Source organism: Dickeya parazeae Ech586, assembly GCF_000025065.1.
In the GTDB taxonomy this organism is placed as follows: Bacteria; Pseudomonadota; Gammaproteobacteria; order Enterobacterales; family Enterobacteriaceae; genus Dickeya; species Dickeya zeae.
The window spans coordinates 4,666,477-4,683,134 of the sequence record NC_013592.1 but is presented as its reverse complement, the minus strand read 5'-3'; the positions used below and the strand labels follow the sequence as shown (position 1 = coordinate 4,683,134).

At 56.0% G+C, this 16,658-nt stretch carries 14 protein-coding genes; 9 read left to right on the top strand and 5 right to left on the bottom strand.

From position 1 onward, the window contains the following. Positions 1-3: 3 nt before the first annotated feature. The 3 genes from DD586_RS20425 to DD586_RS20415 all read left to right on the top strand — a co-directional run bounded on the left by DD586_RS20425 (position 4) and on the right by DD586_RS20415 (position 2,451). Positions 4-1,107, top strand: a complete 1,104-nt coding sequence (locus DD586_RS20425; protein WP_012886690.1) for an ABC transporter ATP-binding protein — start codon at positions 4-6, stop codon at positions 1,105-1,107. A 28-nt stretch (positions 1,108-1,135) separates the two neighbouring features. Further along, positions 1,136-1,999 carry an endonuclease/exonuclease/phosphatase family protein gene (locus DD586_RS20420; protein WP_012886689.1) on the top strand — a complete coding sequence of 288 codons (864 nt, stop codon included), beginning with the start codon at positions 1,136-1,138 and terminating at the stop codon, positions 1,997-1,999. Positions 2,000-2,199: 200 nt separating this feature from the next. Next, positions 2,200-2,451, top strand: coding sequence for a YdgH/BhsA/McbA family protein (locus tag DD586_RS20415; RefSeq protein WP_012886688.1), 252 nt, complete (start codon positions 2,200-2,202; stop codon positions 2,449-2,451). Positions 2,452-2,579: 128 nt separating this feature from the next. Here DD586_RS20415 and DD586_RS20410 read toward each other — a convergent pair whose 3' ends face one another. Then, complete coding sequence (locus tag DD586_RS20410; RefSeq protein ID WP_012886687.1) at positions 2,580-3,782, bottom strand: BaiN/RdsA family NAD(P)/FAD-dependent oxidoreductase; 1,203 nt, start codon at positions 3,780-3,782, stop codon at positions 2,580-2,582. 299 nt (positions 3,783-4,081) lie between these two features. On the opposite strand from DD586_RS20410, the gene pitA reads away from it, so the two are divergent. After that, positions 4,082-5,590, top strand: coding sequence for an inorganic phosphate transporter PitA (gene pitA, locus DD586_RS20405; protein WP_012886686.1), 1,509 nt, complete (start codon positions 4,082-4,084; stop codon positions 5,588-5,590). Positions 5,591-5,766: 176 nt separating this feature from the next. Here pitA and uspB read toward each other — a convergent pair whose 3' ends face one another. Continuing rightward, a complete protein-coding gene (uspB, locus tag DD586_RS20400) occupies positions 5,767-6,102 on the bottom strand; it encodes a universal stress protein UspB (protein ID WP_023641072.1) in 336 nt (111 codons plus the stop codon). Between the two features lie 643 nt (positions 6,103-6,745). Here uspB and uspA point away from each other — a divergent pair. Beyond that, positions 6,746-7,180 carry a universal stress protein UspA gene (gene uspA / locus DD586_RS20395; RefSeq protein WP_012886684.1) on the top strand — a complete coding sequence of 145 codons (435 nt, stop codon included), beginning with the start codon at positions 6,746-6,748 and terminating at the stop codon, positions 7,178-7,180. A gap of 151 nt (positions 7,181-7,331) precedes the next feature. Here uspA and DD586_RS20390 read toward each other — a convergent pair whose 3' ends face one another. Beyond that, entirely contained in the window at positions 7,332-9,338 is a 2,007-nt protein-coding gene (locus DD586_RS20390; RefSeq protein ID WP_012886683.1) for a methyl-accepting chemotaxis protein, read from the bottom strand. 232 nt (positions 9,339-9,570) lie between these two features. Between DD586_RS20390 and yidA the strand changes: the two genes are divergently transcribed. Further along, on the top strand, positions 9,571-10,386 hold the full coding sequence (gene yidA / locus DD586_RS20385; protein WP_012886682.1) for a sugar-phosphatase: 816 nt from the start codon (positions 9,571-9,573) through the stop codon (positions 10,384-10,386). A 171-nt stretch (positions 10,387-10,557) separates the two neighbouring features. On the opposite strand, the gene uxuA is transcribed toward yidA, so the two are convergent. Next, positions 10,558-11,742, bottom strand: coding sequence for a mannonate dehydratase (gene uxuA, locus DD586_RS20380; RefSeq protein WP_012886681.1), 1,185 nt, complete (start codon positions 11,740-11,742; stop codon positions 10,558-10,560). Between the two features lie 511 nt (positions 11,743-12,253). Here uxuA and DD586_RS20375 point away from each other — a divergent pair. Further along, complete coding sequence (locus tag DD586_RS20375) at positions 12,254-12,949, top strand: FadR/GntR family transcriptional regulator (RefSeq protein ID WP_012886680.1); 696 nt, start codon at positions 12,254-12,256, stop codon at positions 12,947-12,949. 101 nt (positions 12,950-13,050) lie between these two features. Here DD586_RS20375 and bhsA read toward each other — a convergent pair whose 3' ends face one another. Continuing rightward, on the bottom strand, positions 13,051-13,311 hold the full coding sequence (gene bhsA / locus DD586_RS20370; RefSeq protein WP_012886679.1) for a multiple stress resistance protein BhsA: 261 nt from the start codon (positions 13,309-13,311) through the stop codon (positions 13,051-13,053). A gap of 235 nt (positions 13,312-13,546) precedes the next feature. Here bhsA and DD586_RS20365 point away from each other — a divergent pair, with 235 nt between their 5' ends. Both DD586_RS20365 and DD586_RS20360 read left to right on the top strand, forming a co-directional pair. Beyond that, complete coding sequence (locus DD586_RS20365; RefSeq protein WP_012886678.1) at positions 13,547-14,830, top strand: DUF3748 domain-containing protein; 1,284 nt, start codon at positions 13,547-13,549, stop codon at positions 14,828-14,830. Positions 14,831-15,070: 240 nt separating this feature from the next. Further along, positions 15,071-16,657, top strand: coding sequence for an FGGY-family carbohydrate kinase (locus DD586_RS20360; protein ID WP_012886677.1), 1,587 nt, complete (start codon positions 15,071-15,073; stop codon positions 16,655-16,657). Position 16,658: the final 1 nt, after the last annotated feature.

Below are 16,658 nucleotides of genomic sequence, written 5' to 3'. Positions count from 1 at the left end.
ATGATGGCAGAGATTGTGCTTGATGGTGTAACCAAAGCCTGGGGCGATACGCCGGTGTTGTACCCGGTGAATCTGACGCTGGCTGACGGCGAGTTTGTGGCGATCCTCGGGCCGTCGGGGTGTGGTAAATCCACCACCTTATTCTTGCTGGCCGGGTTGTATGCGCCGACACAGGGGCAGATTCTGTTCGACGGTCAGCGGGTAAATGGCGTCGATGCGCGCGATCGTAACGTTGGTGTGGTGTTCCAGTCTTACGCGCTCTACCCGCATCTGAATGTGTACGACAACATTGCGTTTCCGCTGCGTTTTAAACCCGACGAGCGCGCCGGGCGTGACCAGCGGGTGCGGGAGGCGGCCGCGCTGGTGCAGGTATCAGAATTGCTGGATCGCAAGCCGTCGGCTCTGTCCGGCGGTCAGCAACAGCGGGTGGCGCTGGCACGGGCGCTGGTAAAACGGCCATCGCTGCTATTACTGGATGAACCGCTATCCAACCTTGATGCCACCTTGCGTATGACGATGCGTACCGAGTTGAAAGCGATTCACGCACGCTCGCGCGCCACCACATTGATGGTCACCCATGACCAACTGGAAGCGATGACGCTTGCCAGCCGCATTATCTGTATGAATCAGGGGCGGGTGGAGCAAATTGGCACCCCGCAACAGCTCTATCGCCAGCCGGCCAATACCTTTGTCGCCAGCTTTATCGGCTCGCCGCCGATTTGTCTGCTGCCGGGGTACGCCAGTGGACATCAGTTGACGGTGGGTGAGGTTGGCTGGGGGCTGTCATCGGCCTGTCAGGGTGCTTTGACGCTCGGCATCCGGCCGGAAGACGTCACGCTGACGGCAGCAGTACCTGGTCTGTTGGCCGGGGATATCGAACACGTTGAGCCGATGGGGCGGGAAATCCTCTACCGCCTGCGCACGCCGCTTGGCCCCTTGCAGGCGTTGGTAGCCGGTTCGATAGCGCAGTATGACGTGGGAATGCGCGTCGGGGTATCGCTGTCGGCAGACACGCTGCTGCTGTTTGATGCCGACGGCAATCGTCTTTGTGATGTCGGCGTGGTGCTGCCCGCCAATGTGTTTTCCGTCTGCCGCACGGCAGGTTAATCTTCCTCTCTTACCAACAGGTTGCCTCATGCTCATTGTCAGCTACAACATTCAATACGGTCTTGGCCGCGATGGCCGTTACGATTTGGCTCGCATTGCCGATGAAGTGCGCGGTGCGGATATCATCTGTATGCAGGAAGTGGAACGCTTCTGGCAGCGCTCCGGTATGACAGACCAACCGGCGGAACTGGCCGCGTTGCTGGGCGAGTATCACTGGGTGTATGGCGCTAATCTGGATATGGACGCGAGTACTGTGGTCGCGGACGGCCGGGTTCTCAATCGCCGTCGCCAGTTTGGTACCCTGACGTTGTCGCGCCGACCAATTCTTTCCAGCCGCAACTTCCCACTGCCGAAATTCGGCACGCTCACCCAGCACTCCATTCAGCAAGGTGTGCTGGAAACGGTTGTCGACACCGATGGCGGGGCGATCCGCGTTTATAACACCCATCTCAGTCATCTGTGTGCCGAGACCCGATTACCGCAGGTAGACGCGATGTTGGGGATTTTTGCCCGCGCCCCGGAGGAAGGTGGTGCCTGGTGCGGTGGTCATCCTGACCCGACTGCGGGCTGGACCGAAGGCCGCATGCCGGTGATGCCACAGGAGATGATCCTGATGGGTGATTTGAACTGCCTGCCGGACAGCGACGAATACCGCCATTTGGTGGGGCCAGTGTCACCGCATCACGGCCGGTTGGTTCGCCATCGCGGGCTGATGGATGCCTGGGTTGCAGCAGGTCAGTTGGAGAGTAGCGGCTCTACGCACCCGAATGTTGGCGGCCGGATCGATCATTGCCTGCTGACGCCCTCACTGGGGGTGACGGTGCGTCGTTGCTGGGTCGATACGGAGAATCAGGGTTCCGATCACCACCCGCTGTGGGTCGAACTGCAATAACCAGCCGCTCTGCCATCTGCGCTAAAAACAGGCAGGTGGCAGACAGTACAAAGGGGTGTTTTTAATTCATAAAATTTGAATGATATCTGCAAATAAACCCGGTTTTAACGCCGAGATAACAGGTCTATTATCACTTCCATCGAAAGCGAAGGCGCTTTCAAAAAGAAAGTTAACCGAATTCAACGTGAAGGATATAGACCATGAACGCTATCAAAAATATTGTTGCAGTTATCACCCTGGCTACCGTTTCTTTCGGCACCTTCGCCGCGACAGAAGTGCAGCACTCTGCCAGCCAGTCCGTCGGTACCGTCAGTGCCAGCGCTAATACTCTGGACGGCCTGCAGGCTAACCTGGCTGAAAAAGCGAGTGCCGCGGGTGCCAAATCGTTCCGCATCATCTCCGCGACTGGCAGCGATAGCCAACTGCGCGGTGTGGCCGAACTGTACAACTAATCCCATCGATATAAAAAATAACGCCGATATTCGCTAACACCAGTATCACGTACGCAATGGCCGCCTTCGGGCGGCTTTGTTGTTTTGGGGGGGGTATGATTGGGAGGCGAAAGTTGCGTGATCGAGAGTTACGTGATGACGGGCGCTGATCCTAATGCCTGCGCGCACGCCCAGGCGGAGCTCCAGGCCCACTGGAAGTTATAGCCGCCAAGCCAGCCGGTGACGTCCACGACCTCGCCGATAAAATACAACCCCGGGCACTTGCTGGCTTCCATCGTTTTTGACGACAGTTCGCGGGTATCGACCCCGCCGAGTGTCACTTCCGCCGTACGATAACCTTCGGTGCCGTTGGGCTGTACCCGCCACTGTTGTAGCGTCGCTTCCACCTCGGCCTGTTGCGACTTATTGAGCTGCTTTAAGGTGACATCCGGTAGCTGCCCCAATGCTTGCAGACATTCCACCAGCCGTTTCGGCAACCATTGCGACAACGTATTTTTCAGGCTTTGGTTCGGGTGCGCCTGACGTTCGGCGTTCAGGCATTCCGACAGATCATGCGTGGGCAACAGATTGATGGTAACGAATTCCCCCGGCTGCCAGTAGCTGGACAGTTGCAGAATGGCCGGGCCGGACAAGCCGCGGTGGGTAAACAGGATATTCTCGCGGAAGGTGGTGCCGTTTGCGGCGCTGACCACCGCCGGTACCGACACGCCGGAGAGCGTCTGCAATTGCTCGAGGAGCGGTTTGTGCAGGGTAAACGGCACCAGTGCGGCGCGGGTTGGCAACACGTTGAGGCCAAATTGTGCCGCCAGTTGATAACCGAACGGCGTGGCACCCAGACCGGGCATCGATAGCCCGCCGGTGGCGATAACCAGCGCAGGCGCTTTTACCACACCGGTATTGAGCTTCACCTGGAACAGCGCGTTTTTTTCTACCGACAGCACCTCGCTGCGCAGGCGCAGCGTCACTTTACCGGCATCGCACTCTTTCATTAGCACATCGACGATGTGCTGCGCGGAATCGTCGCAGAACAACTGGCCGAGCGTTTTTTCGTGATACGCGATGCCGTGGCGGCTAACCAGACTGATGAAATCCCACTGGGTATAGCGCGCGAGGGCGGATTTACAGAAGTGCGGGTTGTGCGACAGGTAAGCCGCCGGTTCGGCGTACAGATTGGTAAAGTTGCAGCGGCCGCCGCCGGACATCAAAATTTTGCGGCCCGGTTTTTTCCCATTGTCCACCAGCAGCACACGTAACCCTCTCTGGCCTGCCTGTGCCGCGCAGAATAGCCCGGCTGCTCCCGCGCCAATGATGATGACGTCAAACTGTTCCACATTGCTCTCCCGCTCTTGCGCCGGTGATATCCGGGTGGCCGATTATAGGTGATGTCCCTTCGTCGGTCATCTGCCTGCCGGTGCCTGACGCCATGTCGTGACAGCGGGGTGATGCCTTTACCCGTAACAGAGTATGTGGAGGGGTGAAATCAATAATGCATTGATTTTAATTAACTAAATAAAATTCACCGGCAGAAGTGGCGTAATTTAAGTCAAAATAATGTCATATTTTGCTTTTCCCGTTTCAGCTTGTCACCGATAATGCGCCGCGTTCATGACCACTACATGGCCTAACACTTATGTTACATTTATTTGCCGGGCTTGATTTCCATACCGGTCTGATGCTGGTTCTCGCCCTGCTGTTTGTTCTGTTCTACGAAGCCATCAACGGCTTTCACGATACCGCCAACGCGGTAGCCACAGTTATCTATACCCGTGCGATGCGTGCCCAACTGGCGGTTGTCATGGCCGGTATTTTCAATTTCCTCGGGGTATTGTTGGGGGGACTGAGTGTGGCGTATGCCATCGTCCACCTGCTGCCAACCGATTTGCTGCTGAACGTCAGTTCCACCCACGGGCTGGCGATGGTGTTTTCCATGCTGTTGGCGGCGATCATTTGGAACCTGGGAACCTGGTACTTTGGTTTACCGGCTTCCAGTTCCCACACCCTGATCGGTGCCATCATCGGTATTGGTTTAACCAACGCGCTGGTGAGCCACACCTCGGTGGTGGATGCACTCAATATTCCCAAAATGGTCAGTATTTTCCTGTCGCTGCTGGTATCACCAGTGGTCGGCATGATCATCGCCGGGTTGATGGTGTATCTGCTGCGTCGTTACTGGAGCGGCAATCAGAAGCGCCAGCGGATTCACCTGACGCCGGTTGAGCGTGAAAAACAAGATGGCAAACGTAAGCCACCGTTCTGGACCCGTACTGCGCTGATCCTGTCTGCGGTAGGGGTGAGTTTCTCTCACGGCGCAAACGACGGTCAAAAAGGCATTGGCCTTATCATGCTGGTGCTGATTGGCGTGGCTCCTGCCGGGTTTGTGCTGAATATGAGTGCCTCCGGTTATGACATTAGCCGTACCCGCGACGCGGTGGCGAATCTGCAAACCTACTATCAGTCTCATCAGGCGACATTGGCTCATGTGATTGATTTGTCTCAGCCGATCATTCCGGCACCGGAAAATGTGATCCCTTCCACCGGCAACAAACCGGATTTTCACTGCGATACCTCGCGTGCGTCGATCGCCGTCGACCGCGCCCTGACGCTGCTGAATAATGTGAAAAGTTATGATGAGCTGGCCGCAGACGATCGCGCCCGGGCTCGTCGCCTACTGATGTGCATTTCCGATACCCTGGATCGCGTCGTCAAACTGCCGGAAACCTCGGCTGACGACAAACGTCTGCTCAACAATCTGCGCGGTGACCTGCTCTACACGGTCGAGTACGCACCCGTGTGGATTATTGTCGCAGTCGCGCTGGCGTTATCGCTTGGTACCATGGTGGGCTGGAAGCGCGTGGCGGTCACTATCGGTGAGAAGATCGGTAAAAAAGGCATGACCTATGCGCAGGGGGTCTCGGCGCAGGTAACGGCGGCGGTGTCCATCGGTATCGCCAGTTATACCGGCATGCCGGTTTCTACCACACACGTGCTCTCGTCCGCCGTGGCGGGAACCATGATTGTCGATGGCGGCGGTGTGCAGGGGAAAACGGTGAAAAACATTATGCTGGCCTGGGTGTTTACCCTGCCAGTGTCGATGGTGCTGTCCGGGGTTCTGTACTGGCTGGCGTTGAAGGTTATCTGACTGGTGGCGATATGCCACCACGATACCGCATTGTTATCGTTAAATAAGACTGTTATCACCAAATAAGAAAGGCGGCCACCCGGTCGCCTTTCTGCTTTCAGTGTTACGTTATTTAAGGGTTGATAGGGGTACACGACCGGTTGAGGCGTCCGTTGTCGCCGCTGCTGTAGTTAACCTCAGTGCCACATGATAAGGCCGATGAGGCTAACTACCACCAGCCCGCACAAGGCGGAGGTCAGCAAGAACTGACCGCGTACCCGTGCGCAGCGACGGATAAATTCCGGATCGTGATGGTCAAGATAACGTTGTGCGTAGATATAGCGAACCAGCCGTAACTGCTTGCTGGGCTGCCCGTGAGAGGTGAAAAAACCGCCTCCGTCCACATACTGGTACAGCAGCGGATCACAGTCTCTCAGAATCAGCAGCAGCACTCGCAACGAAGAATAATATCGCGCCATATTGATGACACAGACGACACATAAAGCCCAGAAAAGCGCAAATGTACTAATCATCATGCTTCCCTCCCGGATTATGACCCTCCAGATGCGGGTAGGCGTCGGGTCCTGCTGACGTCACATCTGTGGGTATTTATGCCACACGTTATTCACGCGATGTTATGGGGCTGCCAGACCATGGCGAGTTGCCCAGGTATTCTTCTTCACCTCGATATCCCTGTCTGGAAAAGAACCCGAAAAGTCCCCCTCCAATTTCATTGTAGAAGAGCCTGACGCTTTTTTTCCATACCTTGCGCAAGGTTCCTGATAGCTAAAAACATCATGACTTCTTTTGATCTGGCGCTGTTTTCTCTGCCATAGACCTTGTTCTTTTCAGCTACACTTTACGCACGGGCGAGAGGCTTCCCCCTGCATACCTCAATTATTCGTGTTACAGGAACCACTACACCTGCAACGTGAAACATGACGGGTATAGCGTGAAGTATGGCGGGTATAAAGAGTTATCGGCGCAAATGGGTGGTCACTTCAGGGGAAGTGGTTATCCGCCGTCGCAGAACCGTTACAAAATGTGTGGCGTTGTGATCCGTTGAACATAACCCGAAATTGAGGGGGTGTTATGCTCATGACTGCCATAGGTTGTCAGACTGGCAGGAGAAATATCTGCTGACCCATCAGTTAGTCATTAGGAAGGAGCTTAATCATGGCTTACAAACACATCCTTATTGCGGTTGACTTGTCACCGGAAAGTAAGGTGTTAGTGGAAAAAGCGGTCTCCATGGCGCGGCCGTATGATGCCAAAGTCTCTTTGATCCATGTTGACGTGAATTACTCCGATCTCTACACCGGGCTTATTGATGTCAATCTGGGCGATATGCAGCAACGCATTTCCGAAGAAACCCAGAATGCCCTGAAAGACCTGGCGGACGGTGCCGGTTATCCTATTTCGGAAACCCTGAGCGGCAGCGGTGATCTGGGTCAGGTGCTGGTCGACGCGATTCGCAAATATGATGTTGATCTGGTGTTGTGTGGTCATCATCAGGATTTCTGGAGCAAATTGATGTCGTCCGCGCGTCAGTTGATCAATACGGTACATATCGACATGCTGATTGTGCCGCTGCGTGATGAAGAGGTGTAAGCAGCCAAAACGGTGCTGATTGCACAGGCTGATGCGCACAGATAGACGACGATAGACCAAACCGACGATAAGGGCATAGCGATGACTATGCCCTTATTTGTTATGGAGGTTTGTTATTGAGCAATGGCTATGATGTAAGCGTTATCCTGAGCTAATGGATACGGAACACCTGCACCAGTTGCGCCAGTTGCCGGGCCTGATCCTCCAGAGAAGCCGCGGCCGCCGTTGCCTGTTGTACCAGTGCGGCGTTCTGTTGGGTGACGCCGTCCATTTCATGCACCGCCTGCGTGACCTGACTGATGCCGCGTGATTGTTCATCGGAGGCGGCGACAATCTCGCTCATGATATCGTTGACCGAGGTGACGGCGGCCAGCATGTCCCGCATGGTTTTCCCGGCATTCTCCACCATACTGACCCCATGACCGACCCGTTCGGCAGATTCACCGATCAGCGCCGTGATATCCTTGACGGCATCCGCGCTGCGTTGGGCCAGACTGCGTACCTCACCTGCCACTACCGCGAAACCACGACCCTGTTCGCCAGCGCGGGCGGCTTCCACCGCCGCATTGAGCGCCAGAATATTGGTCTGAAAGGCAATGCTGCTGATGATGGTGGTGATTTCGCTGATTTTCTTCGAACTGTCGTCAATGCTACCCATCACGCTCACCACCTGACCGACAATCTCATCACCGCGCTGGGCAATGTGCGCCGCGTTTTGTGTCAGCCGGGTAGCGCTGTGGGCGTTATCGGCGTTTTGCTTCACGGTGGCGGTGATTTGCTCCATGCTGGCGGCGGTTTCTTCCAGTGCCGCGGCCTGCTGTTCGGTGCGGGAAGCTAGGTCGACGTTACCGGCTGAAATTTCTGCGGCACCGTGGCTGACGGATTCGCTGGTGGACATCAGTTGCTCCACAATATTGCGTAACTGCTGCTGCATTTCCGACATCGCATAGAAGATGCTGCTGGTGTCTTTGGGCTGCACCGGAATGTGGAATGTCAGGTCACCTTGCGCCACCGCCAGGGCAATTCGAGCAGCTTCCGTCGGCTCACCACCTATCGGGCGCAACACCTTGCGGGTGAAGATAACGCTAATCACCCCGGAGACAACCAGAATACTCAGTAGCGTCATGACCGCGCCGATGTAGCGCAACCGTACGGATTCTGCCATGACCACCTGCTCGGGTACCGTGACGCCCAACATCCACGGCGTGCCGGTATTGCCGATAGCAATCGGCAGATAGGCGCTCATCATTTCCTGGTGAGTAAAGGAACTCATAAGAATTGAGGTAAGCGGCGTACCGGACTGGATGCTTTCCAGCAGTTTCGGGTCATCATCGAGCTTTTTGGTAATACGGCTGGCATCCGGGTGGGTGATGTAGCTGCCGCTTGATGAAAACATCATGGCGTAACCGGCACCGCCAAACGGCTTAATGTCGTTGACCATTTTTTGCAGCGTGTCCAGCGAGAAGTCAGCGGTGACCGAACCGTAAAACTTACCGTCAATGATGATAGGGACCGCAATAGACGTGAGCAGAACATCAACCCCGTTATAGGGGTAGCTGTAGGGTTCGAGGATCACCTCTTTTTGCAGTTTTCGCGGCAACAGGTAGTAATCACCGCTGCCGGGGGTTTCGTAATCGGTCAGGTTGTGCAACGCCACGTGACCGGCGTTATCGCGGTCCACATAGCGAACAAACCGGCCTTTCGGGTCTTGTTCTGGCTGACTGGCGTACTGCTGGTCCTTACCGTCAAACGCGTTCGGTTCCCATGCCAGCGACATTGACAGTAAATCCGGGTGGCTTTTGAGCGCATTTTCCAGCAACCGCTCAGCAACTGCACGGTCCGGCGCACCGGCTTCCCGCAGGCTAATGACACTCTGCACTAAATCCCGGGCGGCAAACAGGGCGACATCCAGCCGGTTTTGTACCGAGTAGGCGCTGGTATACGCCGTCTGTTCCAGTAGTTGCTGGGCGGTGGCCTTTTGCTGCTGGCCGGACTGCCACAGCAGGAAACCGATAGTCAGGATAAAACCGCAGATGATGATGAATACCGTGGCCATCAGCACCAGCGCTCGGGTAGATAACTTTCCCTTGCTGGCGGCAGGGCGTGAAGATAGCGGCGTCTGAGTAGAGGATAGATGGGAAACCAGTTCAATGGACATGATAAGAACTCCCCTGTGTGAAGCCATTCAAATGGATGAAAGAAAAATCAACAGCAGGTGAATGTGTGCAGTCTGAACGATGTCCGTATTGTGAACTACATCACATTTATAGTATCGGCGTACCCGCACGCTCCTTTAATTTTCGCACCATGATTTGCGGCTGTTTTTCTGGCTTCGCCCGGCAAGATCGCGTTAGCATGCGGGCAATGAGGTTGATTATTGGGGATTATTCATGGCGATAAAACTGATTGCGATTGATATGGACGGCACGTTACTGACGCCGGAAAACCATATTTCGCCTGCGGTAAAACAAGCGATTACGGCTGCCCGTGAAAAGGGTGTGTATGTGGCACTGGCGACCGGACGTCCGTTCATTGGTATCGAGCGCTATTTGAAACAACTGGCGTTGCAGCAGGACGGACATTACTGCATCACCAACAATGGCGCGTTAGTGCAGAGCACATTGACGGGTGAGTGCGTGGCACAAACGACGTTGAGCTTTGAGGATTACCTCTATTTCGAGGCGTTGTCGCGCGAGCTGGGCGTGCATTTCCACGCGCTTGATTTCAATAATGTGTATACCGCCAACAAAGACATTAGCGCCTACACCGTGCATGAGTCTCACCTGACCAGCATGCCACTGAAATACCGTGCAGTAGAGGAAATGGACCGCAACCTGCGTTTTCCAAAGGTGATGATGATCGATGAACCCGAGGTGCTGGATGCCGCTATCGCCCGTATTCCACCGCCCGATTTCGCCTGTTATACCATCATGAAAAGCGCGCCGTTCTATCTGGAGATTCTGGACAAGCGCGTGAATAAAGGCGAAGGGGTAAAAATGCTGGCGCAGCACCTCGGTCTGGAGCGTGATGAAGTGATGGCACTGGGGGATCAGGAAAACGATTTGGCGATGATCGAATTTGCCGGGCTGGGTGTAGCGATGGGCAATGCGATTGATAGTGTCAAAGCGGTGAGCCAATTCGTTACCCGCTCTAACCGTGAAGATGGCGTAGCTTACGCGATTGAGAAGTTTGTGTTGAACGTTTGACCCCCGGCGCAGGCGGGCCAAACGAATATACCCGTCATACTTCAAGCTGCAGATGCGTTGGCTTTCCTCGCTCACCCCAGTCACTTACTTGAGTAAGCTCCTGGGGATTCGCTGCGTCGCCGCCTTCCTGCAACTCGAATTATTTAGGGTATAAGATGTGGAGTGTGCGGGTCAGTCGTTAAAGAACGTCTGTTTGATGGCGAGTTCGACGCCGCGCACTTCCGCCAGCCCTTTCAGCCGCCCAATGGCAGAGTAACCGGGGTTGGTTTTCTTCTTCAGGTCATCCAGCATCTGGTGGCCGTGGTCGGGGCGCATCGGGATGGAGCGAGTATTGCCCTGCTGACGGCGACGGTACTCTTCCGCCAGAATGGCTTTCACCACTTTCACCATGTCCACGTCGCCATTCAGGTGAGCTGCTTCGTGGAAACTTTTCGGGTTGTCTTCACGGCAGGTAGCACGTAAATGGGTGAAATGGATGCGATCAGCGAAGGTTTCGATCATTTTCACCAGATCGTTGTCTGCCCGCACGCCGTAAGACCCGGTACACATGGTAAAGCCATTATGGATGCTGTCTACCGCCTCTTTCAGCCACTGCATGTCTTCAATGGTGGACACGATGCGCGGCAGGCCGAGGATCGGACGCGGTGGATCGTCCGGGTGTACCGCCAGCACGATACCGGCTTCTTCCGCCACCGGCACGATTGCCCGCAGGAATTCCGCCATGTGCTCGCGCAGTTTCGCCTTGTCGATACCGTCGTACTGCGCCAGTTGGGCGCGGAACTGCTCCAGCGTATAGCCTTCTTCAGCACCCGGCAGACCGGCGATAATATTGCGGGTCAGCTTGTCTTTGTCAGCATCGGTCATGGCGGCGAAATACGCGGCAGCCTGACGTTGTTCTTCATCGGTATAGTCGGCCGCGGCACCGTCACGTTTTAGCAGGTGCAGCTCAAACGCCGCGAAAGCGGTGTGATCAAAACGCAGCGCCCGGGAGCCGTCTGGCAGCGGGTATTCCAGATCGGTACGGGTCCAGTCCAGCACCGGCATGAAGTTGTAGCACACGGTATCGATACCGCAGGCACCCAGATTGCGCAGCGACTGCTGGTAATTGGCGATATAACGCCGGTAGTCGCCGGTCTGGGTTTTGATGGATTCGTGCACCGGCACGCTTTCCACCACTGACCAGGTCAGCCCTTTTTCCGCCAGCAACGCCTGACGTTGCTTAATCTCTTCAATGCTCCACACTTCCCCATTCGGGATGTGGTGCAGGGCGGTGACAATACCGGTCGCGCCCGCCTGGCGGGCATCATCCAGCGACACCGGATCGTTGGGGCCGTACCAGCGCCAGGTGTGTTCCATAATGTAGCTCCTTAAGCTATATACCCGTCATACTTCAAGTTGCAGATGCGTTGGCTTTCTTACTCGGCCCATAAATGGGCCTCGCCCTACGGGCCGCAGCAAGCAACGTTCAAATCGGCGAATGCCGATTTGTCACTCACCCCAGTCACTTACCAAGGCTCTTGGCGAGCCTTGCCCTGTCGGGCCAACGTACTACGTTGTTCAACACGCGAGCGTGTTGTCCTGCAACTCGAATTATTTTGGGTATAGATTGGGAAATAATGAATATTAGATGGTCGGTCTGGTGGCCTGACCGCCTGACCAGCTCACTATTCACCACCTGTAGTGATATTTCTGTGATTTAGATCACGTAAACATCAGGCAGACGGCACGATGACGCGCAAGCGCCAGACCGGGGCATTTAATTTTCTGACGTTTTGACGGCTATGGTAAGCTGCGGGCTATTGTTGGCATCACATGTCGGCATCACATCGGTTTACAGGACACGACTGACGGGGGATCCGGAGGGGATATGGTATTACCCACACTGAAGGTTGAGCGGTTGTATCGGCAGATTTCCACACTGCTGATTAACTGCATCAGAAATGGTCAGTTTGCGGCCGGGCAATTGCTGCCTTCGGAGCGTGAGCTGGCGAAACAACTGGGGGTGAGCCGATCGTCCATCCGTGAGGCGTTGATTGCGCTGGAGATTACCGGCTGGGTAGAAATCCGTACCGGCAATGGTGTGTACGTTAACGATCCGCTGCCGGAAGCGCCGTCCGTCGTGTTGCCAGAAGACGAGTTCAGCCTGCGGGCGTTTATTCAGGCCCGCCAGGTCTACGAGGCGATGATGGCGGAACTGGCGGCGGTACATGCCACCGACGAACAGCGCGCCGCGCTACAGGAAATCACCCGCGACTTGTCCCGCCTGCACATTAATGACGCGCAATTTCTGCATGAAGATAAGCGCTTCCACCTGTTGGTGAGCGAAATGTCTGGCAATGAGGTGTTGCAGGACATGATGGAATACCTGTGGAACAAGCGCCAGAGCAGCCGATTTGTCCGGCTGGAAACGCTCTATGCCGACTCCGATTTCCCTCGCACCATGAATCAGGATCACGCTGATATTGCTGACGCGATTATTGCGCGCGACCCGGCCCGGGCGCGTACCAGCATGGAACGTCATCTCCAGCATGTGTACGATCATCTCTTCAGCGGTGATAAGTAAGCGTTGAATTAAGCCGGTGTGTACGGCGTCGAAAATAAAAAAACCCCGGGGGGGACACAGGCACCGGGGTTGAGGGGTAATGATGAATTCGTGGGCAAGGATTATTTGTAGATAGTCGCATTGCCGTGCAGGGTATCGTCGCCACCAGCGTAGGTAATGGTATACGCGGAAGCACCGGCTGCGCTGGCTTTGTGCGCCAGTTTGTTTTGCAGCGAGGTCACGTCATTGGCGGTGGCGGACACGGCACCGATTTTTTCCAGTTGTTGAGCCTGTGCATAGCTGACGCTATGAGCGGCCGCGAAAGAACCAAAAGATACGGTGGCAAGGGCGGCGGCGATAGCGATGGTTTTGATGTTTTTCATGTCTCTTTCCTTTTCGGTCATCTTGGTAAAGGCGTTTGCTCTTTCGATATAACGGAGAGGTTACGCCCTGTTAGCCTTCGTGGAAAACGGAGGTTGTTGACGCTATCTTTCTACTTTTTTGACCAACAATACAGTCAGGTATTGTAAACAAACCGCTGATTTTCATTGTTTTTGTCATTCATTGCGTGGTTTTTTATGATATGCCAAGTTAATTTATCAAAGCGGGGAATCTGTGATGAATGAAGACAGGCAGATAACATGTGGGGCGTTTTCACATCAGCTGACCAACATCAATATCTGGTCATGTGATGGAAACTGGCTGATTTATGATGTCCGGCCGCAGGGGTCTTCGTTCACCGGTTTGACGATTGAGCGCGTCAATGTGGAAACCCGCGAGTGCGAGGTGCTTTACCGTGCCGGGCAAGGTGCACATGTTGGTGTCGCGACCGGCAGCCCGGTGCCGCCGCAACGCTACGTGTTTATCCACGGTCCGGAAAATCCCGATGCGCACTGGCAGTATGATTTTCATCATCGCCGTGGCGTGATGGTAGCCGATGACGATCGCCAGCAGGCTACGACGCTGGATGCCTGTGTCCTGACGGCACCCTATCTGGCTGGCGCACTGCGCGGCGGTTCTCACGTGCATGTGTTCAGCCCGGACGGAACTCGCCTGAGTTTTACCTATAACGACCATGTGTTGCATGAGCGTGACCCGGCGTTGGACTTGCGCAACGTCGGCGTAGCGGTGCCGTTGCATCGGGTTGACGCGCCACACCGGCATCCGCGTGAGCACGATGGTAGCCATTACTGTGTGCTGGTGAGCCATACCACGCCACAGCCGCGTCCTGGCAGCGATGAGATTAACCGCGCTTACGAAGAAGGTTGGGTCGGCAATGCCGGTTATGTCCGTCCGGACGGTAGCCGCCAGCGCTGGGCGCTGGCGTTTATCGGCGATACGCTATCGGCGCGCGGTGAAAAAGTGCCTGACGTGTTTATTGTGGATTTACCAGAAAAACTGGACGACTACGCCCGCCCCGGCGAACGCCCGCTGGGGGGGACTGATGACACCTTGCCCGCGCCGCCAGCCGGTGTGTACCAGCGTCGACTCACCTTTACCGCTGACAGGGCTTACCCCGGTGTGGTGAATCAACCGCGCCACTGGTTACGCAGCTCGCCGGATGGCAGCCAGATCGCGTTTTTGATGAAAGACGATCGTGGCATTGTGCAACTGTGGACGGTATCGCCGAACGGCGGTGAACCGCGGCAGGTCACGCACAGCGACTGGCCGATACAGTCGGCATTCAGCTGGCATCCGGACGGTGACTCTCTGGCGTTTATTGCCGACAACAGCGTGATGCTGTGTGAGGTCGCCACCGGCCGGTTGATTCGCCAGACAGCTCGCAGTGAAACGCCGCCCATAGCGGATGCGGTGGTGTTTTCACCCAATGGTGATCGCCTTGCCTACCTGCGGGACATTGACGGTTTCAGCCAGATTTTTGTGGTGACGGTCGCCCGTTAACCACCGGTTTTCCCTCAGGCGGCGCGTACCGGATGTCTGCGCCGCCCAGTGCTGACGCCGCGTCAGCACCTCCTCTGCGGTGTTTATCGCGAGGCAATGTTGCCTGTCTGATAAAACTGTTTTCTTTCAAACGATTATTTTTTATTCACCGATCTGCCTCACAGTTCGCAACAAAAATCATTGTCATCTTCTCCATGCTTCAAATAAATTGCTAACTCGACTTAGCAAAGAGATTTCAGCATGAAAAACGATTGCTTTATCGGTGTGGATGTCGGGTCAGCCAGCGTCAGGGCTGGGGTGTTTGACGGCAATGGCCAGCGTCTGGCGTTTGCGGTGCGGCCTATTGAACAGTTTCATCCCCGCACGCATGTGGTGGAGCAATCGTCGGCGGATATCTGGCAAGCGGTGGGTGCCTGTGTGCGTGAAGCACTGAGTGTAGCGGCGGTTGCACCTTCGCAGGTCCGTGCCATTGGCATTGACGCCACCTGCTCGCTGGTGGCGGTGGGTCAGCAAGGGCAGCCGGTATCAGTAGCGGAGCAGGACGACCCGCAGCGGGACATCATCATGTGGATGGATCACCGCGCCGCAACCGAAACCGCTGATATCAACGCCACCGGCGACGAGGCGCTGCGCTATGTGGGTGGTGAAGTCAGTATCGAGATGGAATTACCCAAAATCCTGTGGTTGAAGCGCCATTTCCCCGCACGTTACCAACAAATATGGCGTTTTTTTGATTTAGCGGACTATCTGGTATGGCGCGCTACTGGCGCTGATGTGGCCAGTGTCTGCACCCTGACGTGTAAGTGGAATTATCTGGCGCATGAAAATCGCTTTAGCGACGGTCTGTTGCAGGCGGTCGGGTTGGACGATGTAGTGCAGAAAATCCCGCCACGCGTCCTGCAACTGGGTGAAGCGGCCGGAACGCTGGCGGCTGACGTCGCGCGTGACTGGGGATTACCGGAAAACGTGGTGGTCGCCGGTGGCATCATCGACGCGCACGCCGGTGGGCTGGCGCTGGTGGGCAGTGAACCGCAGGGGAGTCTGGCCATCATCAGCGGGACGTCTAACTGCCATATGCTGGTCAGTCGTCAGCCGGTCGAGGTGCCCGGCGTATGGGGGCCGTACTGGGGAGCGATGCTGCCGCAATGGTGGCTCAACGAAGGTGGGCAGAGCGCGGCGGGGGCGCTGGTGGAGTGGACCTTACATCAACATGCCCAGTGGCCGACACTGCTCGCGCAGGCCGAACAGCAGCGGCGTAACCCGTATGCCGTATTGAATGAGTGGGTGGCATCACTGGAACAGCGCGAGCCGTTACCGACCCGCCACCTGCATGTGCTGGCGGATCACCACGGTAATCGCTCGCCACGGGCGAACCCGGATGCGCGCGGCATGGTGATGGGGCTGACGCTGGAACAAGGCCCGGACGCGCTGGCCCGGCTTTATCTGGCGACGTTGCAGGCCATCGCCTACGGCACCCGACACATTATCGAGACGTTGAATCAGTCCGGTCATCGTATCACCCGGTTGGTGATGTGCGGCGGGGCGACCAAAAACCCGCTGTGGCTGCGGGAATATGCCGCCATTACGGGGTGCGACATTCAACTGGCGAGTGAGGAGGATGCGGTTACGCTCGGCGCGGCGTTATTGGGGGCGGTGGCGTGCGGCGCGTATCCCTCGTTGCCACTGGCAGCACAGTCGCTGGTGCGCCCCGGTGTGCTTATCCGCGCCGATCGACGTCATCAACCGTTTCACGACGATAAATATCAGATTTATTTGCAGATGTATGACTACCAGCAGGCCGCACAGCAACAGATGCGCCGTCACTGAT

Coding starts and splice junctions, on each gene's coding strand:
- DD586_RS20420 (WP_012886689.1), top strand. CDS start 1,136: ATGCTCATTGTCAGCTACAACATTCAATACGGTCTTGGCCGCGATGGC.
- pitA (WP_012886686.1), top strand. CDS start 4,082: ATGTTACATTTATTTGCCGGGCTTGATTTCCATACCGGTCTGATGCTG.
- DD586_RS20415 (WP_012886688.1), top strand. CDS start 2,200: ATGAACGCTATCAAAAATATTGTTGCAGTTATCACCCTGGCTACCGTT.
- yidA (WP_012886682.1), top strand. CDS start 9,571: ATGGCGATAAAACTGATTGCGATTGATATGGACGGCACGTTACTGACG.
- uspB (WP_023641072.1), bottom strand. CDS start 6,102: ATGATTAGTACATTTGCGCTTTTCTGGGCTTTATGTGTCGTCTGTGTC.
- DD586_RS20390 (WP_012886683.1), bottom strand. CDS start 9,338: ATGTCCATTGAACTGGTTTCCCATCTATCCTCTACTCAGACGCCGCTA.
- uspA (WP_012886684.1), top strand. CDS start 6,746: ATGGCTTACAAACACATCCTTATTGCGGTTGACTTGTCACCGGAAAGT.
- DD586_RS20365 (WP_012886678.1), top strand. CDS start 13,547: ATGAATGAAGACAGGCAGATAACATGTGGGGCGTTTTCACATCAGCTG.
- DD586_RS20375 (WP_012886680.1), top strand. CDS start 12,254: ATGGTATTACCCACACTGAAGGTTGAGCGGTTGTATCGGCAGATTTCC.
- uxuA (WP_012886681.1), bottom strand. CDS start 11,742: ATGGAACACACCTGGCGCTGGTACGGCCCCAACGATCCGGTGTCGCTG.
- DD586_RS20360 (WP_012886677.1), top strand. CDS start 15,071: ATGAAAAACGATTGCTTTATCGGTGTGGATGTCGGGTCAGCCAGCGTC.
- bhsA (WP_012886679.1), bottom strand. CDS start 13,311: ATGAAAAACATCAAAACCATCGCTATCGCCGCCGCCCTTGCCACCGTA.
- DD586_RS20425 (WP_012886690.1), top strand. CDS start 4: ATGGCAGAGATTGTGCTTGATGGTGTAACCAAAGCCTGGGGCGATACG.